A 26,524-nucleotide genomic window follows, 5' to 3' on the forward strand; every position below is an offset into this window, starting at 1 on the left:
CTATCCTCTCCTGCTTGGCTTTAACCCCTTTGCAAAAAGCCTTCCGCAAGTCTCGAACATGGAAAGATTCGTCGACAGAAGGGCTATGTTACACTCTTCTGCAAATCTGATGACATTCTCCGGGATGTCTTTTTTTCTGACGAAAAGAACCGCTGGAATTCCCACCACCATAGCGGTTCTCACTGCCTGTGGAGAATGAAGCCCAGTGATCAAGAGAACCCCCGGTTCGGCAAAAGCCAGCACATCACTCATAAGATCCGTTGCAACAGCCTTTTCTATCTCTAGCTTTCCATTTCCGGTGAGAATCATTCCTTCCACCGTGGAAACTATCTCTTCCAGCGTCACAGAAACACCTCCTAGGCAACTTTTTTTACGATTCTTGGATGTTTCTTACCTTTCTTTCTGAGCCGCAAAAGAGAATAATATACAAAAACGCCTCCCAACGCCGCAGAAAACGTCAACCAATCTTTCCAGTTCAAGGTGTAACCAACTACCACAATCCCAGCGAATATCACAAGTGGAACAAAGTAGACAATGGTAGATACCTTCATAGGATCGTACTCAGGAATGTCAACAATCACTTCGTCACCTGGCTTCAACCGCCCTTCTCCGTCCCACTCCGCCTCGATATTTATCTCATCTCCAGAAAGACATACATTCTTCGCGGGACAGCTTCCACACGCGCTCGTTCTGACCTTGGCCACCACCACTTTGTTTCCTCTCACTTCCTTCACAAACATCCTTTCAACCATGGAATCACCCCTTCACAACCCCGAGGGGCACCATTCTGGCTACCTTCTTTGAGATGCCTATCTCATGTACGATGTGCACCACTCTGTCCACATCCTTGTAGGCTTCGGGTGCTTCTTCGACAAGGGTTTTCTTGCTCCTGCTCATGACAAAGATGTTCTTTTCTTCGAGCTTGTTGAGAATCTCTCTGTAATTCCACCTTTTCAGAGCTGCGGATCTTCCAAGGACCCTTCCAGCTCCATGGGCGGTAGATCCGAAGGTTTTTTCTTCGGCCTTTCTGGTACCGATCAGAAGATAAGAAGCCGTTCCCATGTCGCCTGGTATGATAACAGGTTGCCCCACTTCTCTGTAGATCTCTGGAACTTTTTCATTTCCAGGACCAAGAGAGCGTGTAGCTCCCTTTCTGTGAACAACCAGTTTTCTTCTCTTGCCGTCGATCTCGTATTCCTCCACCTTGGCGATATTGTGAGCAACGTCGTAGACAAGCTCCACACGCGTATCCTTCCCGAACACTTTCCAGAAAGCCCTCCTGACAAGGTGGCCGAGTATCTCTCTGTTTGCAAACGCGTAGTTCGCCGCACAGTTCATAGCCGAGTAATAAGCCTGACCAAGCGGATGCTGGAAAGGAGCGTTTATGAGTTGTTTATCCGGTAAATCTTTGTTGTGGTCTTTCAATTTATCTCTCATGAGCCTGATGTAATCTGTTGCCACCTGATGTCCAAATCCTCTGCTTCCGGAGTGTATCATGACCGTTATCATCCCTACTTCCAAGCCGAAAAACTCTGCCAGATCCTCCTTGTAGATCTCCTGCACCATCTGAACCTCTATGAAGTGGTTCCCTGCTCCGAGTGTTCCAAGCTCGTCACTTCCCCTCTCAAAGGCTTCCTCAGATATGTAATTTGGATCAGCAGGGTGTATCTTGCCTCCGTCCTCTATTCTTTCGAGATCCTCTTCCAGACCATATCCAGCTTTTATGGCCCACTCTGCACCATCGACGAGAACCTTCCTGAGGCCTTTTTCCCCAAGGACGATGTCTCCCCTCGCTCCGACACCAGCGGGCACCATTTCGTAAATGGCTTCAACGATGGATCTCAACCTGCCTTTGACATCCTCGTACATGAGATCCGTTTTCATCAATCGAACACCACAATTTATATCAAAACCAACCCCTCCAGGCGAAATGATGCCGTTTTTTACGTCAAAAGCAGCAACTCCACCTATAGGAAAGCCGTAACCCCAGTGTATATCAGGCATGGCAAGGGCATACTTCACAATCCCGGGAAGTGTCGCTACGTTCATAAGCTGCTTCATTGCCTCTCTGAATTGGGGGTCTTCCACACTTCCTGCGTCTGTGAAAACGATGGCGTCCACCTTCATCTTTCTCTCTTTTGGAATCCTCCATATGTATTTATCGAGTCTTTCTACTTTCATAGCTTTCCCTCCCAACTTTTAGTTTATCATTAAATGATAGAATAGAACGAGGGGACGGAAATGGAAGGAAGTCGCTTAGCTGTAGATCCGGGGTTTGCTTCCCTGGCAAGAAGGATGAGAACGCTCGGTCTGGACGTTATAATCTGCCAAGCGAGAACACCGGTTGAAGTTCTTGTGTTCTGCAGGAAAGAACGAAGAATTCTTCTCACAAAAGACAAATCTCTCGCCGATGTCTTTAAGAGATATAACCAGGAGTGTTTACTTGTTGGCACTGAAGAAGAAGGACTCAAAATAGTTCTTGAACGCTTTGGGACAGGACAATCAAGATGTCCATTCTGCAATGAAGAATTGCTGTCAGTTCAACGCGAGGAGGTGCTCGGCAAAGTACCGGTCTACGTCTTCTTGAGTATGGAAAAATTCTCAAAGTGTCCAAAGTGTGGGAGGATTTTCTGGAAGGGATCTCATCTAAGATGGATCGAGGAAGTGATAGGACATGACCCTAGAAGAACTGAAGAAAATACAGGGAATAAAGATTGTGGAAAACGACACGAACATTCCTGAAGGAGTGTACTCCTGTAGAATCGGTCGTTTCACAATTGTGGCGCACGATCACACTTCAGCTCTCGTGGTGAAACTATTCAGGAAGCTTTCCGTTTATAAGACACTCTTTTCTTTCTCCACTCTGGCCTGTTATCTTTCAAAAGAGGAATTTTTCAAACGCTCCCTCAAGACAATTGAAGAGTTTTTCAACGCTGAGGAGGTCTTCTTCATCGACACTCAAGCCTCCTTTTCCTCCAAGGGAGAGGAATTGTCCCTAGATGAGATAAAGAGAAGATATCCGAAGATTCACGTGAGAGAGTTGAAAAACAGGTTCTACCTCGTTATCGCAAGAGAAAAAGAGCTGGACGAAGAAGAAAATCTCTTTTGTCAAAAATTTTTGGAACTGGCCGAATCACTGAGCGAGAAGTGGAATCTCAAAGGAGACATGCAGAAGATGAAGGAGACTCTGGAGGAACGTTCAAGACTGGTGGAAATTCAGAAAGAGCACATAAAGAGGATGCGGATAATATACTACGTTAGCCAGGCCATGCGATCCGTTTACGATCCAAACAACCTGTATCGTGTAATTCTTCTGAGTCTTGTCTCAGAGAGAGGTTTCAATTTTGACCGGGCGGTCCTTCTGAAAAAAGACGATGTTACAAACTCCTTGGAGATTGTCTCTGCACTGGGAGGAGATGTTCCGCAGGAACATGAAGAACTGAAACGGTATCTCAGAAGAAGAACCCTTAGATACACCGATCTCGTCCAGTTCCTCAGAGAAGAAGCACTCACATTCTCTTTTGAAACAAGCTTCAGCGAAAGATTGAAGCAAAGGAGGTTTTACTACAGGGGACATCCCATCTTCGAGAGAGTGGTTCTGAGAAAAAGCATTGTGAGAGTCTCTGGAGATATTCTCAGGAAGATGGGCTATGAAGTAGAGGATGTACTCGATGCTTTCAGAAATGAAAACTTTGTCGTTTTCCCCCTCGTAGGACGTTGGGATACCCTTGGAGCGGTTGTGGTAGACGGCAAATTCAGTAAAAGACCGATCACAGATCTGGATTTGGACGTTTTGAAACTCTTTTCGGAGAGTGCGGGACTTGCCCTGGAAAGCGCTATCAACTACGAAGATTTGAAGAGAAAAACCCTGGATCTACAACGTCAGAACGAACTTGTAGAGAAACTGAAAAACTTCAGTGAAAGCATTCTAGAAAGTCTGGAGGCCGCCATCATCACGCTGGACAGGGAGAACCGAATAACGGAGTGGAACAAAAAATCAGAAGTACTCTTTGGTTTCAGGAAAGAGCAAGTGCTTGGAAAGAAGTTGAAGAACCTGTCTGGGTTCGAGGAAATAGGTACCATCGCCGAGAGTGTCATGGAAAAACGCGAACCAGTCTTTCTCAATTTCTACAAGTTCCAGGAGAAGTACTTCAACGTGAGATTTTCTCCTTTGAGAAACACCAAAACACAACTCCTCGAAGGTGTGATCATTACAATTGATGATGTAACTGAACTGTACAGGTTCGAAGAAGAGCGAAAGAGAAAAGAAAAGCTCTCCATACTGGGAGAAATGGCAGCGCGAGTTGCTCACGAGATCCGGAATCCTATCACCATAATAGGCGGTTTCGTAAAACGAATGAGAAAGCACATAGACGATCCAGAAACTCTGAAGAAGTACGTGGACATAATCACCAATGAACTGTCAAGGCTCGAGGGAATTGCCAGGAAGGTCTTGGAGTACAGTAAAGAGGAACAGGTGCTGGAGTTCTCCGAGTTCAATTTGAACGAGCTCATAAAAGAAGTCTATGTGCTCTTCGAGGAGAAGTTCAAAGAGCTTAACATAGATTTCTACTTTGAAACCGACAACGAAGATTTGAGGGTGAAGGTCGACAGATCGAGAATAAAACAAGTGTTGATAAATCTTGTCCAGAATGCGATGGAAGCAACGGGGGAAAATGGTAAGATAAAAATAAAGTCGGAGGATGTTTACGACAGTGCCAGAGTTTCCGTATGGAACTCAGGTTCTCCCATTCCAGAAGAGTTGAAGGAAAAGATATTCTCCCCGTTCTTCACCACCAAGACTCAGGGAACGGGTTTGGGACTATCGATTTGCAGGAAGATCATAGAGGATGAACACGAAGGAAAAATATGGGTGGAGAACACGGAAAAAGGGGTCACGTTTATTTTCGAGATCCCAAAAACACCAGGAAAAGAGGTGAGAGAATGAAAAAGAAAATACTCGTTGTGGACGACGAACCCAACATGCGAGAACTCCTGAAAGAAGAACTCGAAGAGGAAGGATACGAAGTCGAGGCAGCGGAGAACGGAGAAGAAGCCTTGGAAAAGTTCTTTTCAGGCGGTTACGATCTGGTGATCCTCGATATAGAGATGCCCGGCATGAATGGTTTGGAAGTTGCGGGAAAGATTCGAGAAAAGAAAAAGGATGCCAAAATCATTCTACTCACCGCCTATTCTCATTACAGGTCAGATCTCTCTTCTTGGGCTGCCGACGAGTATGTTGTAAAATCATTCAACTTCGACGAACTGAAAGAGAAAGTGAAAAAACTTCTCTCATGACCCGGGAGGTGTGGAAAAATTGGACTACAAGAAAACACTGAATCTACCGAAAACCGCCTTTCCGATGAAAGCAAACCTGGTCAACAAGGAAAAGACCTTTCTGAAAAGCTGGGAAGAGATGGATCTCTATAACTACGTGCTTGGACAAAGAAAAGGAAAGCCGCTTTTTGTCCTCCATGATGGCCCCCCGTACGCCAACGGACACATACACATCGGAACTGCACTGAACAAGATTCTGAAAGACATTGTGGTCAAGTACAAAACAATGAGGGGATACAGGGTACCGTACGTACCGGGATGGGATACCCACGGTCTTCCCATAGAACACAAGGTCTCTCAGGAACTTGGAGACAAGATAAAAGAGATGTCTCCCGCGGAGATAAGGAAGAAGTGCGAAGAGTTCGCTCTGAAGTTCGTTGACATACAGAGAGAAGAGTTCAAGAGGTTGGGAGTGCGGGGTGACTGGAACAATCCCTACATTACCCTCAAACCGGACTACGAGGTGAAAATACTGGATGTCTTCAAAACGCTTGTCGAACGTGGAAACGTCTACAGATCACTGAAACCTATATACTGGTGTCCAAGGTGCAGAACAGCCCTTGCAGAGGCAGAGATCGAGTATCACGATCACAGATCACCCTCCATATACGTGAAGTTCAGATCCGAAGATGATCCAAACTTTTACGTCGTGATATGGACCACCACTCCCTGGACACTCCCGGCGAACGTGGGTATTGCTCTTCATCCTGATTTCGAGTATTCCGTTGTGAGAGTAGGAGAAGAAAAATGGGTGATCGCCGCAGACCTTCTTGAGCCTTTCTCCAAAGAAACGGGGGTGGATTGTTCCGAAGTAATAGAAAAGATAAAGGGTAAAGATCTGGAAGGGAAGGAATTCCAGCATCCCATCTTCGGGGATAAAACCTCCCGTGTCATTCTAGCAGATTACGTTTCTCTGGAAACGGGAACGGGATGTGTTCACATCGCTCCAGGGCATGGTGAAGAGGACTACATTTACGGACATGTAAAATACGGTCTTCCTGTCGTCTCTCCAGTCGATGAAGAAGGGCGCTTCACCGAGGAAGCAGGGAAATACAGGGGAATGTTCATAGAGGATGCCAACAAAGTGATCATAGACGATTTGAAAGAAAAGGGAATCCTCGTTCATGCTTCCTCCATCACCCACTCTTATCCACACTGCTGGCGCTGTAAAGGACCTGTGATCTTCAGGGCAACCGAGCAGTGGTTCATCTCCGTGGATCACAACGATCTGAGACAAAGAGTTCTGGAAGAGATAGACAGGATCAAATGGATACCAGAGTGGGGTCGAAACAGGATCAGATCCATGGTGAAAGAAAGACCCGATTGGTGCATCTCAAGGCAGCGCGTCTGGGGAACTCCCATACCGGCTGTTAAATGTAAGGAATGTGGAGAAATCACGCTCGATCCGAAGGTGATCGAGCATTTCATGAAGATAGTGGAAAAAGAGGGGACCAACGCGTGGTTTGAAAAAGACATAGAAGAATTGATTCCCGACGATTTCAAATGCCCAAGGTGTGGAGCACGTTCCTTCGAGAAGATGCTCGATACACTGGACGTGTGGATCGACTCTGGATCATCTTTCGAGTACATAATTACGAGGGAAGATCATCCATTTCCGCTGGATATGTATCTCGAAGGGAGCGATCAGCACAGAGGATGGTTCCACTCCTCCATATTCCTTGCCGTAGCAAAGAGAAACTCTGCACCTTACAGGGAGGTTCTGACACACGGCTTCATAAAAGATGAGCTTGGAAGGAAGATGAGCAAATCCCTTGGAAACGTCGTGGACCCTATGGAAGTGGTCGAAAAGTACGGAGCAGAAATTCTGAGGCTTTGGCTCGCAAGTAGCGATTACTTCAACGACATAAAGATCTCCATGAAGATAGTCGAACAACAGACAGAGGTGTACAGGAAGATAAGAAACACGTTCAGATTCCTTCTTGGAAATCTCGGAGATTTTGATCCCGAAGTAGACAGAGTCCCCTACGAAAAGCTTCTCACCATTGATAAATGGGCGCTTGGAAGACTCCAGGAGATTATAAGGCGCTCTACGGAGTACTACGACAGTTACGAGTTCTCGAAAGTCTACAACCTTGTGGTGAAGTACTGTACAACGGAACTCAGCTCCCTCTACCTTGATGTTGTGAAGGACAGACTTTACGTCGAGGCGAAAGATTCACTTTACAGAAGATCGGCTCAAACGGTGATGCACGAGATATTGATCGCCCTGATGAAGATCCTCGCACCCATCATGACCTTCACAATGGAGGAAGTGTACTTGCATCTTCACGAGAAGGACAGGAAGTACAAGACGGTCCAGGCAGAGTACTGGCCAGAGTACAGAGGGAATTTGATCGACAAGAAGATAATGGAAGATTTCGAAAAACTCCTCTCCATAAGGGAAGACGTCCTGAAGGCACTCGAAGAAAAAAGACAGCAGGATACGATAGGGCACTCCCTGGATGCTGAAGTGATCCTCGTTCCCAAAAATAACTCTGTGAAAGCTCTTCTCGAAGAATACAGGGATGTTCTCGAGGAACTCTTCATCGTTTCCAAAGTGAGCCTTTCGGATGGCTCAGGCGAGCTGAAAGGGGAGCTTGTCGAGGTCATTGTGAAACACGCAGAAGGGGAAAAATGTCAAAGGTGCTGGAAATACACAACCGAGATCTCCCAATCTGAAGAATTCCCAGGCGTCTGTCCAAGGTGCCTTGCCGTTTTGAAGGGAGAGAGGAAGTGAGGAATGATGGATAGATCTCTTTTGAAGATCATCACAGAAGCTTATGGTTTGAGGGCAACCGATGTTCACATCTCGGCAGGTTGCCCTCCCTATTATCGAATCGACGGAAAACTCGTTCCTCAAGAAAAATACGGTAAGTTTTCCAGAGAGGACGTGATGAACGGTCTGAAAGAGCTCTTTCTGGAAATCGGGCATCCTTTTCCACCAAAAGAAAAAGAGGTGGACTTTTCCTTCACTGTTGGAGAAGCAATCAGGGTGAGAGGGAACCTCTACTACGAGAGAAAGAATCCCGCACTCGCCTTCAGATTGATTCCAAAGAAAATCAGAACGTTTCAGGAACTCGGACTTCCCGAGATTTTGAAGACATTCGTTGAAAGAAAGTACGGTTTGATACTGGTTGCCGGACCAACGGGAAGTGGGAAATCCACGACTCTTGCCGCCATGATAGATTACATCAACGAGAACTTCCCGCACCACATAATCACAATAGAGGATCCTATAGAGTACGTTTTCGTAAACAAAAAATCGGTGATACACCAAAGAGAACTGGGTTCCGATACCGACTCGTTCTACAACGGTTTGAAGTACGCCCTCAGACAAGACCCCGATGTGATCCTCGTTGGGGAAATGAGAGATCTCGAAACGATGGCTCTTGCTCTCACCGCAGCAGAAACAGGTCACCTGGTTCTCGCTACGGTACACACAAATTCGGCGGCATCTGCGCCGGAAAGGATAATAGACGTCTTCCCGGCACACCAGCAGAGACAGATTGCTCTTCAACTAGCTAACACACTTATCGCTGTTATTTACCAGAGACTCCTTCCCAAAGCGAATGGCATAGGTTTCACCCCGATCCTCGAGATCATGGTGGGAACACCGGCTGTAAGGAATCTGATAAGAGAAAACAAAATCCATCAGCTGGAATCCGTCATCCAAGCAGGTGCCAGACATGGTATGATCCTGTTCGACGACGCCCTTGTGAAAGCTGCTCTGAGGGGCGACATAGCCAAAGAAGACGCCATACAGTTCGCCAGGGATCAGGAGGAGGTGGCCAGAAGATTAGGAGTGAAGGTCTCGTAGAAAAGATCTCTTCGGTTCTGCAGGAAAGAAAAAAAGAGCTGGAAGAACAACTGGCCAGACCCGATCTGAGTCCAGAGGAGATGAAAAATTACGGAATGGAGTACTCAAAGCTCGAAGAGATAGAGAGTATTGTGAACAAAATAAAGGAGACACAGGAGTTCATAGAACTTTTGAAAGAAGAAGGGGAAAGCGAGCAAGAAATAGAACGCTACGAGAAAGAGCTGGATGGTCTCTTCCAGGAGCTTTTTCTACTTCTCTCTCCTGAAGCGGGAGACAAGGCGATTGTAGAGATCAGGCCGGGAACGGGTGGAGAAGAAGCGGCCCTGTTTGCGAGGGATCTCTTCAGAATGTATACAAGGTACGCCGAAAGAAAAAGATGGAACGTGGAGATCGCCGAGATACATGAAACGGACCTTGGAGGGGTAAAAGAAGCTGTTTTCTTTGTAAAAGGAAGAAACGCCTACAGTACCTTGAGATATGAGAGCGGTGTTCACAGGGTGCAAAGAGTACCGGTCACTGAGTCCGGAGGGAGAATACACACTTCAACGGCAACCGTCGTGGTCCTTCCTGAGATAGAGGAAAAGGACATCGAGATAAGACCGGAGGATCTGAGGATAGAGACTTTCAGGGCATCGGGACATGGTGGCCAATACGTTAATAAAACGGAATCTGCTGTGAGGATCACACACATTCCAACAGGAATCGTCGTTTCCTGCCAGAACGAAAGGTCGCAGTATCAAAACAAACAGACCGCTCTGAGAATCCTTCGAGCCCGCCTCTATCAGCTTCAGAGAGAGCAACTGGAGAAGGAACTTTCTCAAAAGAGGAAATCGCAGATTGGAACCGGTGAGAGAAGTGAAAAGATCAGAACTTACAACTTCCCCCAGAACAGAGTTACCGATCACAGAATAAACTACACATCTTACAAGCTTCAAGAGATTCTCGACGGGGATCTCGACGAGATCATATCGAAACTGATAGAACACGATATAGAAAGCAACATCGAAGAAATTTTAGGAACAAGTACCTCCAGTGGAGAACATTAACAGTGGAGGTGTGAAGATGTTCAACTCGAACTTCTACACCCTGAAACAGGCGATGGATGTATCTTTGTTGAGGCAGAAAGTACACGCCCTCAACATAGCGAATGTAAGTACTCCCGGCTACAAGAGAAAGTACGTGGCGTTTGAAGAGTTCTTGAAAGAGTCGAAGATGAAACTCAAACTTTTGAAAACCAACGAAAAGCACCTTGGAAACCTTCAAAGGGTGATAGAGCCGCGTGTTTTGATACAGAACGATACAATCATGAGAAATGACGGTAACAATGTGGACATCGATTACGAAATGGTTCAGCTTGTAAAGAACGGTCTCAGGTATCAGGTACTGACCAGGCTCATGTCTTTGAACATAGACAGATACAACGCCGTTTTGAGAGGTGTGAGATGATGAGCGAGTTCGATATAATGAATATCAGCGCGACGGGTATGTCCGCTCAGAGACTCAGGGTGGAGATCGTTTCCACGAACATAGCGAACGCAGAAACCACCAGGACTGAAACGGGCGAACCTTACAGAAGGAAAGTGCCTGTCTTCGCTGAATACCTCAGGAAAGCAAAGGATGGTAGAATAGAGAGAGCAGGTGTGAAAGTGGTGAGGATCGTGGAGGATCCATCACCTTTCAGACTCGTTTACGACCCCACCCATCCCGATGCAGACGAGAACGGCTACGTGAGAATGCCCAACGTGAACATAGTCAGAGAGATGGTGGATCTCATAAATGCCCAGAGGGCGTACGATGCGAACGTGGCTGCGTTCAACGTGACCAAGAACATGGTAAACAGCGCTCTTCAGATTGGAAGGGGGTAGTAGGGTATGATAGATAGGATAGAGGGACTCGGTCCCATAGAAGATACCGGAAAAACCCAGAAGAAAAATGGAGACAACTTTTCAGAGGCATTGAAGGAAGCTCTGGAAAAGGTGAACAATATCCAAAAAAGAGCGGAAAAACTGACAGACGACTTCGCACAGGGTAAGATAAGCAACATCCACGAGGTTATAATAGAAGCGGAAAAAGCTTCGATTGCTCTAAGACTCACCGTTGAGGTGAGAAACAGAATCGTCGAAGCTTACAGGGAGATCATGAGGATGCAAATCTGACGGTGACCTTCTCACCGTCTTTCACTTCTTTCAAGTTCTCAAGACCTTCTACAATCTTTCCGATCACGTTCACAGCACTCGCGGGCCTTATCTTGTCGTCGCTTATCGGTGTCCTCCCGAAAAACAAGCACAGGGCTTTTCCAGGGGGCCAATAACCAATGTCTCCTATTTCTACCACCTCTTTTGGGTTCTCCATCTTTGAGACAACAACGGGCGTTGAGAAATAGATCTCCTCACCCCAGGTGTTCACCACACTCTTGAACGGAACCTTTTCTTTCAACCTTCTAACCACCTCGTAGGATTCATCCAGTTCAATTAGACACCTTGCACTTTCGAAAACCAGTTCCATCTTCATGATATCCCCCCAAAGAAAAGAGGCACCCTTCTGGTGCCTCACAGCTGGTGCCGGGGATCGGACTCGAACCGACACGGGGTTATGAACCCCAGCGGATTTTAAGTCCGCTGCGTCTGCCAATTCCGCCACCCCGGCTCGTTCTTTATTATATCACAACCCCTATTCTGTTATCTCAACCTTACAAATCCAAAACAAAAGGGATATTTTTCGTGGATGTGGTATAATAAATTAGGAGAACATAAGAGGAGGGAGCAAGATGCTTGAAATCAAGGATCTCTATGCGAAGTTGAGAGACGAGGAAAAGGAAATACTGAAGGGAGTAAACCTGAAGATAAAAAGAGGCGAGGTCCACGTTCTCATGGGACCAAACGGCAGTGGAAAATCCACTCTTGCAAACGTTGTGATGGGCAATCCAAAGTACGTTGTGACAAAGGGAGATATCCTCTTTGAAGGGCGTTCCATAAAAGATCTTCCTGCAAACGAAAGAGCAAAGCTTGGTATCATGATGACATTCCAAAATCCGTACGAGATTGAAGGCGTGAGGTTTTCTCAGTTCCTCACCACATCGCACAGGAAGATCCACGAAGAGGAAAAAAACTACATGGAACTGAGAAAAGAACTGGAGAACCAATCAGAAAGGCTTGGACTTGGAAAGGATTTCCTTGAAAGATACCTGAACGTCGGTTTCTCCGGGGGGGAGAAAAAGAGGGCCGAAATTCTCCAAATCCTTTTTTTGAAGCCTAAGTTCCTCATCCTCGACGAGATAGACTCGGGTCTCGATGTGGATGCGCTCAGACTCATAGCGAAGACGATTGCGGATCTCAACAAAGAGGGAGTTACCCTTCTCATCATCACACATTACAAAAGACTCCTCGATTACCTGGAAAGGATTGACAGAGTGCACGTTTATGTAGATGGCCGCATTGTGAGAAGCGGCGGAGCAGAGCTTGCCAGCGAAGTTGAAGAAAAGGGTTACAGCCTGGAAGGAGTGAGATGATGGAAAGAATCATCCTCGATGACTCCAGATTCAACTTCGTCCCCAAAGTGAAAACCGCCTACAAGGCCCCTCCAGGGCTCGACGAAAAATTGATAGAGGAGATATCCCGGACAAAGGAAGAGCCCGGGTGGATGCTGAAGCATCGACTCGAATCTTTGAAAATATTCAGGGAGTGGCACAATCCGAGGTTTGGTGTTGATATATCCGATCTTGATTTAGGAAAGATCGTATCTTACATAAAACCAGATGCAAAAAAGGGTACCTCCTGGGAAGAGGTACCTGGTGAAATAAAAGAGGCGTTTGACAGACTCGGAATTCCCGAAGCGGAAAGAAAATACCTTGCAGGCGTTGGCGCTCAACTCGACTCGGAGGTTGTCTATCAGAACATAAAGAAAGAACTCGAGAAACTGGGTGTCATTTTTCTCGACATGGAGAGTGCTGTGAGGGAATATCCCGACCTTGTTAGAGAGTACTTCATGAAGCTCGTTCCCAACACCGATCACAAATTCGCTGCACTCCACGGTGCCATATGGAGTGGAGGAACTTTCCTGTACGTTCCAACGGGAGTGAAGGTTCCAATGCCGCTTCAGGCTTACTTCCTTATGAGCAATCCCGGAATGGGTCAGTTCGAGCACACCATAATAGTCGCAGAAGAAGGAAGCGAGGTCACTTTCATAGAAGGGTGTTCCGCTCCGAGGTACAACGTTATCAACCTTCATGCTGGGATGGTCGAGATATATGTGAAGAGGGGAGCAAAGGTGAAATATCTCACCATACAGAACTGGAGCAAAAACACGTTCAACCTCAACACGAAAAGATCGATCGTCGAAGAAGAAGGATCGATGACGTGGGTTTCCGGTTCTCTTGGTAGCCACAAGACCATGCTGTATCCGATGACGATACTGAAAGGAAGGGGATCGAGGGCTGAAAGTCTGTCGATCACGTACGCGGGTCCTGGTCAACACATGGATACAGGATCCAAAGTAGTTCATCTTGCCCCGTACACGAGCTCCGTGGTCAGTGCAAAGAGCATCTCGCTCGGAGGTGGATGGGCATTTTACAGGGGACTTCTGAAAATAACAAAAGAAGCTGTAAAGAGCAAAGCATCTGTGGAATGTGCGGCTTTAATGCTCGACAACAGATCCAAAAGCGATACGGTCCCCATCATAGAGGTGGAAACAGACAAAGCAGACGTGGGACACGAAGCAAGGATAGGCAGAATCGGAGAGGACCAGATATTCTATCTCATGAACAGAGGGCTTTCGGAACAGGAAGCAAAATCGATGATCGTGAAAGGTTTCGTGGAACCCGTCGTCAAGGAGCTTCCCTTCGAATACGCCGTCGAACTCAACAAACTTCTCGAGCTGGAAATAGAAAAGAGTATAGGGTGAGGTGTTCAAAATGGAAAAGGTGATAGTGATAGAGCACGACAGAGAAAAGGCGGTCATCTGGGAAACTCCCCAGATTTTTTCTGAGAGCGATTACGGATACGACATTTTGGAAAGGGCGCTGGAAGCAACAGAGGGTCCTTTAAAGGAGTGGAGAAAGAGAAAGTACCAGGAGTACAGGGAATGGGGTTTTCCAAAGTGGAAAAGGTGTAATCTCGATGGAATGATCCTTCCAGAACTTTCCTTTAAGCAAACTGAGCTTGAGATCGATATCTCTCTTCTTGAAAAGCTGGACTTTGAAGGTGCCCACAGAAAGTTTGTTCTCATGGGGGACACTTTTTTCACAGACTTCTTCTCTCTTGGAGATGGAAAGAGCATCATAAGATCGAATGAAGACGGTGTTGAGAATTACCTGGTAGTTGTTGAGAACGAAGCTGAGATCTACAGAATTTCAAAAACCGACAGGTTCAAAAACACCGTCATGAGAATCCTGGTGAAAAAGGGCGCCAGATTGAAATTCGTGAATGTAGATCTGTTTGGGAACCACTCCTTTGAGAACATGTTCATCTTCCTCGAAGAAGATGCAAAGCTTGTCTTCAGAGATTTCAAAGCCTTTGGAAACAGAAAAGTCGGCCATGTGCTGGTGAAACTGGGTGAAGAGAGCCAGGCCGACGTGAAATCTTACTTCTACCAGAACAAAAACGGAGTAGTGGACCTTCTCTACGCTATGAGATTCTCCAGTGAAGAGTCAGAAGGGCACCTGAAGGGACATGGTATAGTGGACGACTCAGGAAAAGTGGTGTTCCGCGGTATTCTCGATGTGAAAAGAGGAGCAAAAAACGCAGTCGCTGAGGAGATGGAACACACTCTGATACTCTCTCCAAGTGCAAGGATGGACGCGATCCCCAGCCTCTGGGTGGACGAAAACGACGTCATAGCTTCACACTCTGCGAGTTCTTCTTCTCTCGACGAAAACGGACTTTTCTATCTGATGACAAGGGGACTCAGTGAAGCAGAAGCAAAGAAATTGATTGTAAGAGGTGTTTTCTCCGATCTTCTCGATGAAGTAAACGAATCGATGAGGGGAGAGGTGGAGAATGTTATCAACCAGATTGTATGAGGACTTTCCCACTTTGAAACTAAAGATAAACGGAAAAAGGCTCGTCTACCTAGACAGTGCGGCCTCTTCTTTGAAACCAAAGCGAGTCGTTGAAAAGCTGAAAGACTTCTATTACACCAGCTATTCCAACGTTCACAGAGCGGTTCACACTCTGGCTTCACAGGCAACGGTTGAACTGGAAGAGTCCAGGGAAAAGTTCGCTAATTTCCTCGGTGTGTCTCCGGAAGAGATCGTGTTTACCTCGGGCACGACCATGTCCATAAACCTCGTTGTTGTTTCTCTTTTGAGAAGTGGCTTTTTGAAAGAAGATGATCTCGTTCTCGTTTCTCTCCTGGAGCACCATGCAAATTTCGTTCCGTGGTTGAGGCTTTCGAAGTTTCATGGTTACAAAGTGGATTACATAAAACCTTCCGGAAGATTTGGCACGCTCGAACTGGACGATCTGCTGAAATTCAGGAAAGCAAGACCGAAGGTTGTCGCCATAACTGGTCTTTCGAACGTGACTGGTCAGAGACTACCTGTAGAGGAACTGAGAAATGTGTTCCCAGACTCGATCATTGTTCTAGACGGAGCCCAGCTTGTGCCCCACGAGCGTGTAAAGCCAGAAGAAATCGGTGTGGATTTTCTCGTCTTTTCACTTCACAAGATGTTGGGTCCAACTGGAGTTGGTGTTCTTTACGGAAGGCGGGAATTTCTTGAACAGATGGAACCCTTCTTATACGGAGGGGAGATGATAGACAGGGTCACCCTAGAAAACGTGACCTTCAACGAACTCCCGTACAAATTCGAGGCGGGAACGCCAAACATAGCAGGTATCGTTGCTTCGAAGGAGGCTCTGATTTATCTGGAAGAGATGGGGTTCGAAGAGATCAGAAGAAGAACACGGAAATTAACGGAGCTTGCCGTGGATGGCTTGAAACAAATAGACGGAGTCGAGATCTACGGTCCCCTCGATGAAAGACAACAAGGAATAGTTTCTTTCAACGTGAAGGGGATACACCCACACGATGTGGCGCATATCCTTGATCAGGAGTTCGGTGTGGCGGTGAGAAGCGGTCATCACTGCGCCCAGCCTTTGATAGAGCTCCTGAAAAAACAGTCTACCCTGGTGGAATTCCCCAACTCTACCTGCAGGGCGAGTTTCTACATCTACAACACCGAAGACGATGTTGAAACTTTCGTGGAAGGAGTGAAAAAGATAAAGGAGTGGTTCACGAGATGATGTACTCAGAAGCCATTCTGGACTACGCCAATTCAAAGAGGTTCAGGGGAAGGCTAGAAGATGCCACCGCTGTGGAAGAGGGAAAAAACATCTCCTGCGGTGATGAGATAATTCTCTATCTGAAAGTAGAAGACGGTGTTGTAAAAGACACCAGGTTCGAAGGTATAGGTTGTGTGATAAGCCAGGCTTCTGCTTCTCTGATGATAGAGAGGATCATTGGAGAAAAGTTGAAAAACGTGATTTCTATCATAGAAGAAGCAGAGAAGATGGCAAAGGGAGGCTCTTTCGATGAGAAAAAACTTGGCAACATCACCATCATGTCGGATGTGAAAAACTATCCGGCAAGAGTGAAGTGTTTTCTCCTTTCGTGGAGAACTCTCGATCAGGTGATCAGAAAGCTTTCACAGTCTTGAGAAAGTCGATGAGGTATCCTTTTAAGTAAGAAGAGACCTTTCCTATGAGTTCCAGTGTGTAGCGCTTCAAGTTGGAAAGGTCTCCTCTTTGGTCTGCTTCTTTGAACTCTTCGACGGACACCATGGAAAAACTTCTCAGCTTGCCTTCTCTATCTTTCAGTTTACTTCCAAAGACTTTCTTTATCTCATGATGAACCTTCGGAAAGTATGACAGAGCCAGTTTCCTTACTTCCTGAACGAGATGCCATTCGGATTTCAGGAAGATCGGTTTTGCCTCTTCAATCGTTCTTATCGTCTCTTCATCGCCCGAATAGATGAGATAGGCAAGATAGTCATCGTACGTGTAATGAGCGTTCATTAACATCTTCATGATTGATTTATCAAAGAGCGCCTGAAAAATCTCTCCTATCTCTCCGGGCTTGTTGTGATAAGGCTGTGAAAGGTCTTCTATGTAGTGAAGCGCTCTTGCAAGGAATCTGTAGCCCCAGTACCTGTCACCTTTTCTAAAAGCCTCCTTCGCAAGATCGTGAAAGTAGTAAAAGCTCTTATCGGCTTCGAAGAATTCGAGACCCATAATGCGATACTTCATGTGCCTCACACCCTGACTGTTTCCAATGAGAAACTGATACGGTGAAAGATCAAGCCCCTGATCCATTCCCCAGTCTGGTTCAGATGAATAAACTGTGAGTATCTGCCAAGCCGGAACCTTTTCATCAACCGGAGAAGGATTTGGAGGTGTGATGGCACCTTCCCAGGCTTTTATGGTATTCTCACCGCACACATCTCTGAGAACAAGTTTTGAGAGATTGTAAACTCTTTTTTCCTGATAGTTGTAAGGAGTGATTTTCACCAGTTCATCTGGTACAATATCTTTCACGATGTAATAGGTTAAACCTTCATGACCACTCCATGAGAACAAAAAGGACGAAATTATAATTAAAAACGCAAAAACGAATGTTTTCATCTCTGATCACCTCCTCAAAAAGTTTATCACAAAGAGGAGTTCTGAAAGATGAGACTTTATTTGATAAGACACGGTGAAACCTTGTGGAACGAGAAAGGTCTCTGGCAGGGTATTACAGATGTCCCTCTGAATGAAAAAGGAAAAGAACAAGCAAGAAGAGTTGCGGAGAGACTGAAAAGAGTGGACGCTGTTTATTCCAGTCCTCTCTTGCGGAGTTTTGAAACAGCAAAAGAGATTGCAGAAAAATTTGGAAAAGAAGTTAGGATTGAACACGACTTGAGAGAGTGTGAAATTTCACTGTGGAATGGACTCACTGTTGAAGAAGCGCTGAGAAGGTATCCTTACGAATACAAAAAATGGTCAGTGGATCCAAATTTTGAAACAAAAGGACTTGAATCAATGAGAAGTGTACAAAAGAGGATGGTGAACGTTGTAGTGAAAATAGTAGCTCAGGAAAGACTCAACAATTCGAGCGATGTTGTTATTGTTTCTCATTCTCTCTCACTTAGATCTTATATTTGCTGGGTATTAGGACTTCCTCTTAATTTACATCGAAACTTCAAGCTTGATAATGCTTCTTTGAGCATAGTTGAAATCGAAAGCAAACCAAGACTTGTTCTTCTGAACGATACGTGTCACTTAGAAAACACTTGAACACCCTCAGGTATGTGGTATTATATTCTATGCGGACGGCGGCGTAGCCAAGCGGTCCAAGGCGGGGGTCTGCAAAATCCCTATTCGTGGGTTCGAATCCCACCGCCGCCTCCAGAAAGCCAGGCTGCAGCGCCTGGCTTTTTATATTGGGAGAAGGAGGTATGAACAATGAAAAAGGTTCTCTTTTTCCTCATCGTTTTAACAACTTTCACCGTTTTCGGCAAGCCCACTCTCTACATTTACAACTGGGCCGACTACATTCCAGAGGACGTCATCAGAGCTTTCGAAGAAAAGTACAATTGCCGCGTAGTTTACGACACGTACGCGTCCAATGAAGAGATGTACGCAAAGTTCAAAGCAGGCGGTGGAAAAGGGTACGATCTGATATTCCCCTCGGGTGATTACGTGTCGATCATGTCCAAGGAGGGCATGCTTCAAAAACTGGATCTTTCGAGGATTCCGAACTTCAAGTACCTCGACAAGGATATCCTCGCGAAGACCACGTACGATCCGAACCACGAATACAGTGTGCCCTACATGATGGGTTCAACGGTTGTCATTGTGAACAGGAAGTACGTCAAGAAATACGAAAAGTCCTGGTCAATCTTCGAGAGAGAAGATCTTAAAGGGAGAATGACCCTCCTCGATGATATGAGGGAAGTTCTCGGTGCCGCGCTGAAATACCTTGGCTACTCGGTCAACACGAAAAATCCAAAGGAGCTCGAAGAGGCAAAACAAATCGTTCTCAAATGGAAAAAGAACATAGCAAAATTTGACGCCACTTCTTACGCCGATGGAATAGTCTCTGGAGAGTACTGGGTGGTACACGGATACGCAGAGGATGTGTACCAAAGGATACCAGAGGGAGAGGAAGAAAACTTTGACTTCTTCATCCCCAAAGAAGGAGGAACCCTATGGATAGACAACATGGTGATACCAAAAGGAGCGAGGAACGTTGACCTCGCGTACGAATTCATCAACTTCCTGCTCGAACCGAAAAATGCCGCGAAGATAGCGGACTACCTGGGACTTCCTTCTCCAAATGTTGAGGCAAGAAAGTACATGAAGACAAAGCCCATCTACACCATAGAGAACCTCAAGAACTGTGAATTCATAGAAGACGTTGGAAAAACCCTGGAGCTCTACAACAAAGTCTGGCTCGAAATCATAATGTGATGGAGTGAACGAAGTTGATAGGTGGAGAGGTCTTAATAAGAAACGTTGACAAGTTCTTTGGAGACTTCCATGTCTTGAAAAACATCTCTCTAGAGATAAAGAAAGGAGAGTTTTTCTCCGTGCTCGGGCCTTCCGGTTGTGGGAAGACCACACTCCTTCGTGTGATAGCAGGTTTTGAAGATGTAGAGAATGGTGATGTTTTGCTGGATGGAAAGTCCATTCTAAACCTTCCTGCGAACAGAAGGCCAGTGAACATTATCTTCCAGAACTACGCTCTCTTTCCGCATCTCAATGTTTTCGAAAATATAGCCTTCCCACTGAGATTGAAAAAGTTATCTGAAGCGGAAATAAAGGAAAGGGTGAACAGTCTGCTCTCTTTGATAAGAATGGAAGATCACGCGAAGAAGATGCCCTCTCAACTTTCCGGTGGTCAGAAACAAAGGGTGGCTATAGCGAGGGCCCTCGCGAACGAACCGAGGGTCCTCCTTCTGGACGAACCTCTGAGTGCGCTCGATGCGAAGCTGAGACAGGAACTCCTTGTGGAACTGGACAACCTGCACGACAAAGTTGGCATCACGTTCATTTATGTAACCCACGATCAAACAGAGGCGATCAGCGTCTCGGACAGGGTCGCCCTCATGAACGAAGGCGAGATCGTTCAGGTTGGAACACCTTACGAGGTTTACGAGAGTCCTGCCAACGTTTTCGTCGCTACTTTCATAGGAGAGACGAACCTCATGAAAGTCGAGGTTGTGGACGTAGAAGACGAATACTATATTGTGGAAAGTCCCGGCCTTGGAGAATTCAGGTGTTACAAGGACAAAGAAGCCAAAAAGGGAGACAGGATGATCATCACACTCAGGCCGGAAAAAATCAGGATTTCAAAGAAAAGGTTTGAATCCAACGGTGCTCTCAACGTCTTTCACGGAGTTGTGGAAGAAGAGATCTACATGGGGCACCAGACAAAGTATTTTATTCGACTCGATGAGGGTTATATGCTCAAAGTGTACAAACAGCATGCAAAGTACATACTAGACGAGCCGATCATAAAATGGGAAGACGAGGTCTTCGCTGCATGGGATCCCGATGACAGCTTCATCGTAGAGGTGCTGAAATGAGGTACGTTTACCTTCTCTGGCTAATTCTTCTGTTCGTTCTACCAATCTCCATCATCTTCATCTACAGTTTTCTGGAACCCCAGATCTACGGTGGTGTCCAGTGGAGCTTCACACTGGATGCCTATAAGTACCTTCCAAGGTACCTGAACCTCATATGGAGATCGATCTGGATCTCGGGAGTTGCCACCCTTGTCACTCTCGCGGTAGCGCTTCCCGTTTCTTTCTACATAGCAAAAAGCCGACTGAAGAATTTCCTTCTTTTGCTCACAATCGTTCCCTTCTGGACCAACTCTCTTATAAGGATCTACGCCTGGAAGATCGTCCTTGGAAACAACGGAATAATAAATCAGTTTCTCAATCTTCTCGGTCTTGGACCCGTGCAATTCCTCTACAATCCCTTCGCCGTCATTCTCGTGATAGTTTACACCTACCTGCCGTTTGCCATACTGCCACTCTATACCGCCATGGAGAAGATAGACAACAGCATTCTGGAAGCTTCTCTGGATCTTGGAGCCAGTAAGATCCACACCTTCACAAAAGTTCTGCTTCCAAACGTTCGCATGGGGTTTCTCACAGCTTTTGTCTTCGTTTTCGTACCTGCTCTTGGTTCCTACGCGATTCCCGATCTCGTTGGAGGCGTCTCCTCCAAAATGATAGGGAATGAGATTGCCAGGCAGCTCATGACTATCAGAAACTGGCCGGTTGCATCTGCCATGTCGAACTTGCTCACACTGATCGCTCTTTTGAGCATCATCATCGTGATGAAAAGGAGAGAGAAGAGTTGAGTCCAGGCCGATTCATCAAGATGGTGGCTATCCTGACAATGGTATTTTTCTACTTGCCACTCTTCATAGTAATTCTCATGTCGTTCAACGCGGCCAAATCACTCGTGTGGGCAGGCTTTACCCTGAAGTGGTACGTGGAGCTCTTCACTAGGGAGTACTCCGTGTGGAATTCTTTCAAAAATTCGTTGATAGTGGCAACTGTGTCGAGTGTGATAGCAACGGCCATAGGAACTGTAACGGCAATTGAGCTCCATTGGAGAAAAACACGCGTCGAAAACACCATCTGGTTTCTCACTTACTTACCTTTCGTGGTACCTGACGTGATCATAGGAATATCCCTTCTTCTACTCTTCTCGATGCTCAGGGTGCGACTTGGACTCTTCACCATCATTCTTGCACACATTACCTTTTCCATCCCATACACGATGATGATCGTGTACTCAAGGCTCCAGGACTTCGACAAAAACATAATAGAGGCAGCATATGACCTGGGAAGCACAGACTTTCAAGTTTTCTACAAGGTCATAATACCGAATCTCGTTCCAGGGATAGTGGCAGCATTCCTTCTGGTCTTTACATTGTCTATAGACGATTTCGTCATCACTTTCTTCGTCGCGGGACCGGGCTCAACAACTCTCCCCATACAGATATACTCCATGATAAGATTCGGTATCTCCCCCACGGTGAACGCCATCTCTACCTTCATGATTGCTGGCACGATCCTTCTTGGGTTCATCCTCAGAAAATTCGTGAGGTACATATTCTGATAGAATTGAAATAAGGGAGGGATAGGATGATAGACATAAAGCTCATCAGGCAAGATTCCAATTTCGTGAAAGAGGCGCTGAGAAAACGTGGAGAGGACACCAGCATCATCGATGAAATACTGAAGATCGACAGTGAGTGGCGTTCTGTGACGACAAAGCTCAACGAGTTACGGGCAAAGAGAAACGACATTTCCAAGAGCGTGGCAAAATTGAAAAGAGAGGGAAAGTCCTCCGAGGCGGATGTTCTAATCGAGGAAGGAAAAAAGATTGGCGAGGAAATAAAATCACTCGAAGAGGAAGAAAAAGAGCTCCAGTCGAAATTGAGAGATCTTCTCCTCAGAGTGCCGAATATTCCTCACGAGTCCGTTCCCGTTGGTTCTGATGAGTCCCAAAACGTTGAGGTGAGAAGGTGGGGTGAACCGAAAAAATTCGATTTCGTTCCTCTCGCACACTGGGACCTCGGACCTGCCTGGAGACTCATGGACTTCGATAGAGCTTCCAAGCTTAGTGGCTCTAGATTCACCGTGATGTACGGAAAACTTGCAAAACTTGAAAGAGCGCTCGTAAATTTTATGCTCGATATTCACACGAAGGAGCATGGATACATGGAAGTGTGGGTTCCTCATCTTGTGAAAAGAGAAACGATTACGATCACAGGTCAGCTACCGAAGTTTGAGGAAGAACTGTATCTGACAGAAAGGGACGATTTGTTCCTCATACCAACAGCGGAAGTACCCCTGATTGCCCTTCACAGTGGTGAGATTCTCGAAGAAAAAGATCTTCCAAAGAAATACGTTGCTTACACCCCGTGCTACAGGAGGGAAGCCGGTAGTTACGGAAAAGACGTTCGAGGAATGATCAGACAGCACCAGTTCGACAAGGTGGAGCTTGTCTGGATAACCACTCCAGAAAGGTCTTTTGACGATCTAGAACGACTGGTGAAAGACGCTGAGACAATCCTTCAGAGGTTGAATCTTCCATACCGCGTTGTCTCACTCTGCACTGGAGACCTTGGATTCACCTCCGCAAAAACGTACGACATCGAAGTGTGGCTCCCATCTTACAACGCGTACAAAGAGATTTCTTCTTGCAGCAACGTGACGGATTTTCAGGCAAGAAGGGGGAACATGAGATACAGGAGAAGGTCGGATGGAAAGCTCACGTTCGTTCACACCCTGAACGGCTCGGGCATCGCTGTGGGAAGAACACTGGTTGCGATTCTAGAAAACTACCAGCAACCAGATGGAAGTGTGAAGGTTCCAGAAGTGCTCGTTCCATACACCGGCTTTGAGGTGATACCATAGATGCCTCACCTGTTCTATGGAACACCCCAGAACGGTGAGGTCATTTTCGATGAAAGAGAAGCACACCACATGAGAGTGGTGAGATTGAAAGAAGGGCAAACAATAGAAGCAACCGACGGTGAAGGTTTCTCCTACACCTGCGTTCTGATCAGACTAAAAAAAAATGAGGCAATTGCCAGGATCCTGAAAACAGAGAAAAAAGAAGAGGAATCCTCTGAGAAACTGAGGGTGATAGTTCCAGTCGGTCGATGGGAGAGGACACGCCTTCTGATAGAAAAGTGCGTGGAACTTGGAGTGGACGAAATGTTATTCCACAGATTCGAGAGATCCCAGCACACCATCAACCTTGAAAAAGCCGGTGTTGTGGTCAGAGAGGCAGCGAAACAGTGCAGAAGGTACCTCTTTCCGAAAGTAAAGATGATGGAAGAACTTAACTTCAACGAGAAGACGATCGCCCTCGATCCCGATGCTCCTGTCAGCCTGCTCGAGACAGACGTATCGGGAAGCATAACAATCGTTGTGGGGCCAGAAGGAGGATTTTCTGACAGGGAGAAAGAGCTTTTGAGGAGCAAAACGATCATGGTGAACCTTGGAAAGAAAATCCTGAGGTTCGAAACGGCAGCCATTTTAACGGTAGGATACATCGCTCTGAGAAAACAAAAAATCTGAACGGAGGTGTTTCTCATGAAAAAAGGTGAAAAGATGTTCTCTTTCGTGAAACAGGAAAAGGAGTTGATTGAAGACTACAGGAAGAAACTCCATGACGTGAAGAGAATCGATGAAGTGGGAGATGTTTTTATCGAGTTCGCTCTCAAATTTCTGGAGAAGGTCCTGGACGACTTCTATGCGGGGGACTACACAGAAGATATCAGCTTCGACCCGGAGAAAGAAGAGTACGCGCTGAGTGAAAGACTCAAAGAGAAAATAGGGGAAGAGCTTTTCAGAAAGAGCGATCTCCCCGCTATACTTCAGCGATTCTGTGAAACGGCCGCACACAGATGGAAACAGCTGAAAGCAGATGAGGAAAAGACGGATTTCTTCAAAAGACCCAGCCACGAGGTGGGAAGAGAATAAGATGAAAGATGAAAAGATCCTGGTTGTGAGAACAGAGGACGTATACGAAGAGTTCGGAAAGTTTGAAGGATTTCTGAAAACGAGCTTAGAAGAGTTGCTGGATTTTCTGAAACGTTGTGGCTTTTTTCGAGACAGATTGGAGGCAGAGTACGACGAATCGACGAAACAGATCATTCCATACGTTGTGATACTGGATGGTAGGAAAGTTCTTCTCACCAAAAGGACAACGAAACAATCGGAGAAAAGATTGCACAATCTGTATTCTCTTGGAATAGGAGGACACGCCCGAGAAGAGGACGGAAACACACCGCAGGAAGCTTTCTTGAAAGGGCTGGAACGGGAGATGAACGAGGAAGCAGAAGTTGAGTTGAAAGAGCTGGAATTTCTTGGTTTGATCAACTCATCTTCCACTGAAGTGAGCAAGGTGCATCTTGGAGCTCTCTTTGTTGGAAAAGGAAAGTTCGTGTCGATGAAGGAAAAAGAGTTGTTCGAATGGCATCTTGTCGAGTTCGATGAGCTGGGAAAATACTTGGGAGTGATGGAAGGGTGGTCGAAGATCGCAGCGAATGTTCTGCTGAACTTGTTTCGCCCGCGAAATTGAATCTCTATCTCGACGTTCTTGAAAAGAGAGCGGACGGATACCACAGCGTACTTGGTCTTTTTCAAACGATCTCCTTGTACGACACAATCTCGGTGGAAGTCTGCAGGGAAGGTTTTTTTCTGGAAAGCAACGTTGATCTGCCGAAGAACAACACGATCAAGAAGACTTACGAGGTCTTCAAAGAGGAAACGGGATTGGAGTTCGGCCTCAAAGTCAAACTAGAAAAGAGAATACCCATGGGATCTGGCCTTGGAGGAGGTAGCTCGAACGCCGCCACCATTTTGAGATACCTTGGAAAGCTGTTCGATGTGCCTTTTGAAAAACTTCTCGAGATGGCGATCAGAGTGGGAAGCGATGTGCCTTTCTTTCTGTACGGAGGAACGGCCGTGGTGAAAGGAAAAGGAGAACTCGTGGAAAAGCTGAAGGATATAACGGGATACTCTGTGAATCTTTTCGTTCCAAACATACACTCCTCGACCCGGGAAATGTACAGCTTTCTTACACCAGACACGTATGGGAAAGGACCAGATAACCTGAAAGAACTTCACAGAGCCTATCTGAAGAGAGACTACGATAAGATAAGGAAGCTCTCTTACAACGTATTTGAGAAAATATTCCTTGAGAGATATCCGGGTGTTTTGCGCGATTTGGAAGGATTCGGTGAAGGTTCCATCCTGAGAATGATGACCGGAAGTGGCAGCACTTTCTTCGCACTCTATCCATCGAGCACAGGGAAATATTCGTTCGTAGGAGGTGTTTGAATTGGATTTGAAGCAGTTCATTAGAGACATTCCCAATTTCCCACAGAAAGGTATCATCTTCAGAGACATCACACCGCTCCTCAAAGACAGCGAAGCTTTCAGCGAGGCCATCAACAGAATGTGTGAACTCGTGGCTGACAGGGAGTTCGACTTGATAGTCGCTCCCGAGGCAAGAGGATTCATCCTTGGAGCTGCCATGGCCTACAAACTGGGAAAGGGCTTTGTTCCTGTAAGAAAACCCGGAAAACTTCCGTACAAAACTGTGTACGCGGAGTACCAGCTGGAGTACGGCATCGAGCAACTTCATATCCATGAAGACGCCATAGAAAAGGGCCAAAAAGTCCTCATAGTGGACGATGTGCTCGCAACAGGCGGAACAGCAGAAGCGCTCATAAGGCTCGTTAAAAAACTCGGTGGAGAGATTTCTGCCCTTGCTTTCCTTGTAGAGCTTTCTTATCTGGAACCAAGAAAGAGGCTTGAGGGCTACGATCTCAAAACGCTGATAGTTTACTGAG

At 46.3% G+C, this 26,524-nt stretch carries 30 protein-coding genes and 2 tRNA genes; 26 read left to right on the top strand and 6 right to left on the bottom strand.

Annotated features, from left to right (window positions below):
* The 3 genes from J7K79_RS08795 to J7K79_RS08805 are packed head-to-tail and all read right to left on the bottom strand — an operon-like array spanning position 1 to position 2,181.
* The gene (locus J7K79_RS08795; protein ID WP_296907675.1) at positions 1 to 345 is read right to left on the bottom strand and encodes a DRTGG domain-containing protein; all 345 of its coding nucleotides are present in this window, start codon (positions 343 to 345) and stop codon (positions 1 to 3) included.
* Positions 346 to 356: 11 nt separating this feature from the next.
* On the bottom strand, positions 357 to 752 hold the full coding sequence (locus J7K79_RS08800; RefSeq protein WP_296907677.1) for a SoxR reducing system RseC family protein: 396 nt from the start codon (positions 750 to 752) through the stop codon (positions 357 to 359).
* 4 nt (positions 753 to 756) lie between these two features.
* A complete protein-coding gene (locus J7K79_RS08805; RefSeq protein ID WP_296907679.1) occupies positions 757 to 2,181 on the bottom strand; it encodes an RtcB family protein in 1,425 nt (474 codons plus the stop codon).
* Between the two features lie 60 nt (positions 2,182 to 2,241).
* Here J7K79_RS08805 and J7K79_RS08810 point away from each other — a divergent pair, with 60 nt between their 5' ends.
* From J7K79_RS08810 to fliE, 9 genes are read left to right on the top strand one after another with little or no spacing between them, the layout of a single operon-like run.
* Positions 2,242 to 2,742 carry a Mut7-C RNAse domain-containing protein gene (locus J7K79_RS08810; protein WP_296907681.1) on the top strand — a complete coding sequence of 167 codons (501 nt, stop codon included), beginning with the start codon at positions 2,242 to 2,244 and terminating at the stop codon, positions 2,740 to 2,742.
* Positions 2,675 to 4,948: a sensor histidine kinase gene (locus tag J7K79_RS08815; protein WP_296907684.1), complete on the top strand. Its 2,274-nt coding sequence runs from the start codon at positions 2,675 to 2,677 to the stop codon at positions 4,946 to 4,948. The genes J7K79_RS08810 and J7K79_RS08815 overlap by 68 nt, the downstream gene beginning before the upstream one ends.
* On the top strand, positions 4,945 to 5,298 hold the full coding sequence (locus tag J7K79_RS08820; RefSeq protein ID WP_296907687.1) for a response regulator: 354 nt from the start codon (positions 4,945 to 4,947) through the stop codon (positions 5,296 to 5,298). The genes J7K79_RS08815 and J7K79_RS08820 overlap by 4 nt, the downstream gene beginning before the upstream one ends.
* A 19-nt stretch (positions 5,299 to 5,317) precedes the next feature.
* A complete protein-coding gene (gene ileS / locus J7K79_RS08825) occupies positions 5,318 to 8,074 on the top strand; it encodes an isoleucine--tRNA ligase (RefSeq protein WP_296907689.1) in 2,757 nt (918 codons plus the stop codon).
* 3 nt (positions 8,075 to 8,077) lie between these two features.
* Positions 8,078 to 9,154: a type IV pilus twitching motility protein PilT gene (locus J7K79_RS08830; protein ID WP_296907691.1), complete on the top strand. Its 1,077-nt coding sequence runs from the start codon at positions 8,078 to 8,080 to the stop codon at positions 9,152 to 9,154.
* Positions 9,133 to 10,200 (top strand): peptide chain release factor 1, encoded by a 1,068-nt coding sequence (gene prfA, locus J7K79_RS08835; protein WP_296907829.1) that lies wholly within the window; start codon positions 9,133 to 9,135, stop codon positions 10,198 to 10,200. Before J7K79_RS08830 ends, prfA begins: the two co-directional genes overlap by 22 nt.
* Positions 10,201 to 10,216: 16 nt before the next feature.
* Positions 10,217 to 10,600 carry a flagellar basal body rod protein FlgB gene (gene flgB / locus J7K79_RS08840; protein WP_296907692.1) on the top strand — a complete coding sequence of 128 codons (384 nt, stop codon included), beginning with the start codon at positions 10,217 to 10,219 and terminating at the stop codon, positions 10,598 to 10,600.
* A complete protein-coding gene (gene flgC / locus J7K79_RS08845) occupies positions 10,597 to 11,019 on the top strand; it encodes a flagellar basal body rod protein FlgC (protein ID WP_296907694.1) in 423 nt (140 codons plus the stop codon). Before flgB ends, flgC begins: the two co-directional genes overlap by 4 nt.
* 6 nt (positions 11,020 to 11,025) lie before the next feature.
* Complete coding sequence (gene fliE, locus J7K79_RS08850; protein ID WP_296907696.1) at positions 11,026 to 11,310, top strand: flagellar hook-basal body complex protein FliE; 285 nt, start codon at positions 11,026 to 11,028, stop codon at positions 11,308 to 11,310.
* On the opposite strand, the gene J7K79_RS08855 is transcribed toward fliE, so the two are convergent.
* On the bottom strand, positions 11,291 to 11,665 hold the full coding sequence (locus tag J7K79_RS08855; protein ID WP_296907698.1) for a cyclophilin-like fold protein: 375 nt from the start codon (positions 11,663 to 11,665) through the stop codon (positions 11,291 to 11,293). The two genes, fliE and J7K79_RS08855, sit on opposite strands and share 20 nt — an antisense overlap.
* Before the next feature lie 45 nt (positions 11,666 to 11,710).
* A tRNA-Leu gene (locus tag J7K79_RS08860) sits at positions 11,711 to 11,800 on the bottom strand.
* Between the two features lie 121 nt (positions 11,801 to 11,921).
* Here J7K79_RS08860 and sufC point away from each other — a divergent pair.
* Genes sufC through sufU form a run of 5 tightly spaced genes read left to right on the top strand, consistent with a single transcriptional unit; the run spans position 11,922 to position 16,805 of the window.
* Positions 11,922 to 12,662 (top strand): Fe-S cluster assembly ATPase SufC, encoded by a 741-nt coding sequence (gene sufC / locus J7K79_RS08865; protein ID WP_296907700.1) that lies wholly within the window; start codon positions 11,922 to 11,924, stop codon positions 12,660 to 12,662.
* A complete protein-coding gene (gene sufB, locus J7K79_RS08870) occupies positions 12,659 to 14,053 on the top strand; it encodes a Fe-S cluster assembly protein SufB (protein WP_296907702.1) in 1,395 nt (464 codons plus the stop codon). Before sufC ends, sufB begins: the two co-directional genes overlap by 4 nt.
* Before the next feature lie 10 nt (positions 14,054 to 14,063).
* Positions 14,064 to 15,170, top strand: a complete 1,107-nt coding sequence (locus tag J7K79_RS08875) for a SufD family Fe-S cluster assembly protein (protein WP_296907704.1) — start codon at positions 14,064 to 14,066, stop codon at positions 15,168 to 15,170.
* Positions 15,148 to 16,392, top strand: coding sequence for a SufS family cysteine desulfurase (locus J7K79_RS08880; protein ID WP_296907707.1), 1,245 nt, complete (start codon positions 15,148 to 15,150; stop codon positions 16,390 to 16,392). Before J7K79_RS08875 ends, J7K79_RS08880 begins: the two co-directional genes overlap by 23 nt.
* Complete coding sequence (gene sufU, locus J7K79_RS08885) at positions 16,389 to 16,805, top strand: Fe-S cluster assembly sulfur transfer protein SufU (RefSeq protein ID WP_296907709.1); 417 nt, start codon at positions 16,389 to 16,391, stop codon at positions 16,803 to 16,805. The genes J7K79_RS08880 and sufU overlap by 4 nt, the downstream gene beginning before the upstream one ends.
* Here sufU and J7K79_RS08890 read toward each other — a convergent pair.
* Complete coding sequence (locus J7K79_RS08890) at positions 16,783 to 17,769, bottom strand: hypothetical protein (protein WP_296907711.1); 987 nt, start codon at positions 17,767 to 17,769, stop codon at positions 16,783 to 16,785. The genes sufU and J7K79_RS08890 overlap by 23 nt on opposite strands.
* A 48-nt stretch (positions 17,770 to 17,817) precedes the next feature.
* Between J7K79_RS08890 and J7K79_RS08895 the strand changes: the two genes are divergently transcribed.
* The 12 genes from J7K79_RS08895 (at position 17,818) to J7K79_RS08950 (ending at position 26,523) form a co-directional block, all read left to right on the top strand.
* Positions 17,818 to 18,423, top strand: coding sequence for a histidine phosphatase family protein (locus tag J7K79_RS08895; protein WP_296907713.1), 606 nt, complete (start codon positions 17,818 to 17,820; stop codon positions 18,421 to 18,423).
* 37 nt (positions 18,424 to 18,460) lie between these two features.
* A tRNA-Cys gene (locus tag J7K79_RS08900) sits at positions 18,461 to 18,537 on the top strand.
* Between the two features lie 54 nt (positions 18,538 to 18,591).
* Positions 18,592 to 19,599, top strand: coding sequence for an extracellular solute-binding protein (locus J7K79_RS08905; protein WP_296907715.1), 1,008 nt, complete (start codon positions 18,592 to 18,594; stop codon positions 19,597 to 19,599).
* Positions 19,600 to 19,613: 14 nt separating this feature from the next.
* Positions 19,614 to 20,717 (top strand): ABC transporter ATP-binding protein, encoded by a 1,104-nt coding sequence (locus J7K79_RS08910; protein WP_296907736.1) that lies wholly within the window; start codon positions 19,614 to 19,616, stop codon positions 20,715 to 20,717.
* Positions 20,714 to 21,502, top strand: coding sequence for an ABC transporter permease (locus tag J7K79_RS08915; protein ID WP_296907740.1), 789 nt, complete (start codon positions 20,714 to 20,716; stop codon positions 21,500 to 21,502). The genes J7K79_RS08910 and J7K79_RS08915 overlap by 4 nt, the downstream gene beginning before the upstream one ends.
* Positions 21,499 to 22,269: an ABC transporter permease gene (locus J7K79_RS08920; RefSeq protein ID WP_296907743.1), complete on the top strand. Its 771-nt coding sequence runs from the start codon at positions 21,499 to 21,501 to the stop codon at positions 22,267 to 22,269. The genes J7K79_RS08915 and J7K79_RS08920 overlap by 4 nt, the downstream gene beginning before the upstream one ends.
* Before the next feature lie 26 nt (positions 22,270 to 22,295).
* Positions 22,296 to 23,573, top strand: coding sequence for a serine--tRNA ligase (gene serS, locus J7K79_RS08925; RefSeq protein ID WP_296907746.1), 1,278 nt, complete (start codon positions 22,296 to 22,298; stop codon positions 23,571 to 23,573).
* On the top strand, positions 23,574 to 24,242 hold the full coding sequence (locus tag J7K79_RS08930; RefSeq protein ID WP_296907749.1) for a 16S rRNA (uracil(1498)-N(3))-methyltransferase: 669 nt from the start codon (positions 23,574 to 23,576) through the stop codon (positions 24,240 to 24,242). It abuts the gene before it with no gap.
* 15 nt (positions 24,243 to 24,257) lie between these two features.
* Positions 24,258 to 24,647, top strand: a complete 390-nt coding sequence (locus tag J7K79_RS08935) for a hypothetical protein (RefSeq protein WP_296907751.1) — start codon at positions 24,258 to 24,260, stop codon at positions 24,645 to 24,647.
* A 1-nt stretch (position 24,648) separates the two neighbouring features.
* Positions 24,649 to 25,248 carry an NUDIX domain-containing protein gene (locus J7K79_RS08940; protein ID WP_296907754.1) on the top strand — a complete coding sequence of 200 codons (600 nt, stop codon included), beginning with the start codon at positions 24,649 to 24,651 and terminating at the stop codon, positions 25,246 to 25,248.
* On the top strand, positions 25,194 to 26,009 hold the full coding sequence (gene ispE / locus J7K79_RS08945) for a 4-(cytidine 5'-diphospho)-2-C-methyl-D-erythritol kinase (RefSeq protein WP_296907757.1): 816 nt from the start codon (positions 25,194 to 25,196) through the stop codon (positions 26,007 to 26,009). Before J7K79_RS08940 ends, ispE begins: the two co-directional genes overlap by 55 nt.
* Position 26,010: 1 nt before the next feature.
* Complete coding sequence (locus tag J7K79_RS08950; protein WP_296907760.1) at positions 26,011 to 26,523, top strand: adenine phosphoribosyltransferase; 513 nt, start codon at positions 26,011 to 26,013, stop codon at positions 26,521 to 26,523.
* Position 26,524: the final 1 nt, after the last annotated feature.

The sequence above is a fragment of the Thermotoga sp. genome (assembly GCF_021162145.1).
Taxonomy (GTDB): domain Bacteria; phylum Thermotogota; class Thermotogae; order Thermotogales; family Thermotogaceae; genus Thermotoga.

Coding starts and splice junctions, on each gene's coding strand:
- flgB (WP_296907692.1), top strand. CDS start 10,217: ATGTTCAACTCGAACTTCTACACCCTGAAACAGGCGATGGATGTATCT.
- sufC (WP_296907700.1), top strand. CDS start 11,922: ATGCTTGAAATCAAGGATCTCTATGCGAAGTTGAGAGACGAGGAAAAG.
- J7K79_RS08895 (WP_296907713.1), top strand. CDS start 17,818: ATGAGACTTTATTTGATAAGACACGGTGAAACCTTGTGGAACGAGAAA.
- J7K79_RS08880 (WP_296907707.1), top strand. CDS start 15,148: ATGTTATCAACCAGATTGTATGAGGACTTTCCCACTTTGAAACTAAAG.
- J7K79_RS08815 (WP_296907684.1), top strand. CDS start 2,675: ATGACCCTAGAAGAACTGAAGAAAATACAGGGAATAAAGATTGTGGAA.
- J7K79_RS08940 (WP_296907754.1), top strand. CDS start 24,649: ATGAAAGATGAAAAGATCCTGGTTGTGAGAACAGAGGACGTATACGAA.
- J7K79_RS08930 (WP_296907749.1), top strand. CDS start 23,574: ATGCCTCACCTGTTCTATGGAACACCCCAGAACGGTGAGGTCATTTTC.
- J7K79_RS08875 (WP_296907704.1), top strand. CDS start 14,064: ATGGAAAAGGTGATAGTGATAGAGCACGACAGAGAAAAGGCGGTCATC.
- J7K79_RS08855 (WP_296907698.1), bottom strand. CDS start 11,665: ATGAAGATGGAACTGGTTTTCGAAAGTGCAAGGTGTCTAATTGAACTG.
- J7K79_RS08890 (WP_296907711.1), bottom strand. CDS start 17,769: ATGAAAACATTCGTTTTTGCGTTTTTAATTATAATTTCGTCCTTTTTG.
- J7K79_RS08935 (WP_296907751.1), top strand. CDS start 24,258: ATGAAAAAAGGTGAAAAGATGTTCTCTTTCGTGAAACAGGAAAAGGAG.
- J7K79_RS08800 (WP_296907677.1), bottom strand. CDS start 752: ATGGTTGAAAGGATGTTTGTGAAGGAAGTGAGAGGAAACAAAGTGGTG.
- J7K79_RS08915 (WP_296907740.1), top strand. CDS start 20,714: ATGAGGTACGTTTACCTTCTCTGGCTAATTCTTCTGTTCGTTCTACCA.
- J7K79_RS08810 (WP_296907681.1), top strand. CDS start 2,242: ATGGAAGGAAGTCGCTTAGCTGTAGATCCGGGGTTTGCTTCCCTGGCA.
- fliE (WP_296907696.1), top strand. CDS start 11,026: ATGATAGATAGGATAGAGGGACTCGGTCCCATAGAAGATACCGGAAAA.
- serS (WP_296907746.1), top strand. CDS start 22,296: ATGATAGACATAAAGCTCATCAGGCAAGATTCCAATTTCGTGAAAGAG.
- J7K79_RS08805 (WP_296907679.1), bottom strand. CDS start 2,181: ATGAAAGTAGAAAGACTCGATAAATACATATGGAGGATTCCAAAAGAG.
- J7K79_RS08820 (WP_296907687.1), top strand. CDS start 4,945: ATGAAAAAGAAAATACTCGTTGTGGACGACGAACCCAACATGCGAGAA.
- sufU (WP_296907709.1), top strand. CDS start 16,389: ATGATGTACTCAGAAGCCATTCTGGACTACGCCAATTCAAAGAGGTTC.
- J7K79_RS08905 (WP_296907715.1), top strand. CDS start 18,592: ATGAAAAAGGTTCTCTTTTTCCTCATCGTTTTAACAACTTTCACCGTT.
- sufB (WP_296907702.1), top strand. CDS start 12,659: ATGATGGAAAGAATCATCCTCGATGACTCCAGATTCAACTTCGTCCCC.
- flgC (WP_296907694.1), top strand. CDS start 10,597: ATGATGAGCGAGTTCGATATAATGAATATCAGCGCGACGGGTATGTCC.
- J7K79_RS08830 (WP_296907691.1), top strand. CDS start 8,078: ATGATGGATAGATCTCTTTTGAAGATCATCACAGAAGCTTATGGTTTG.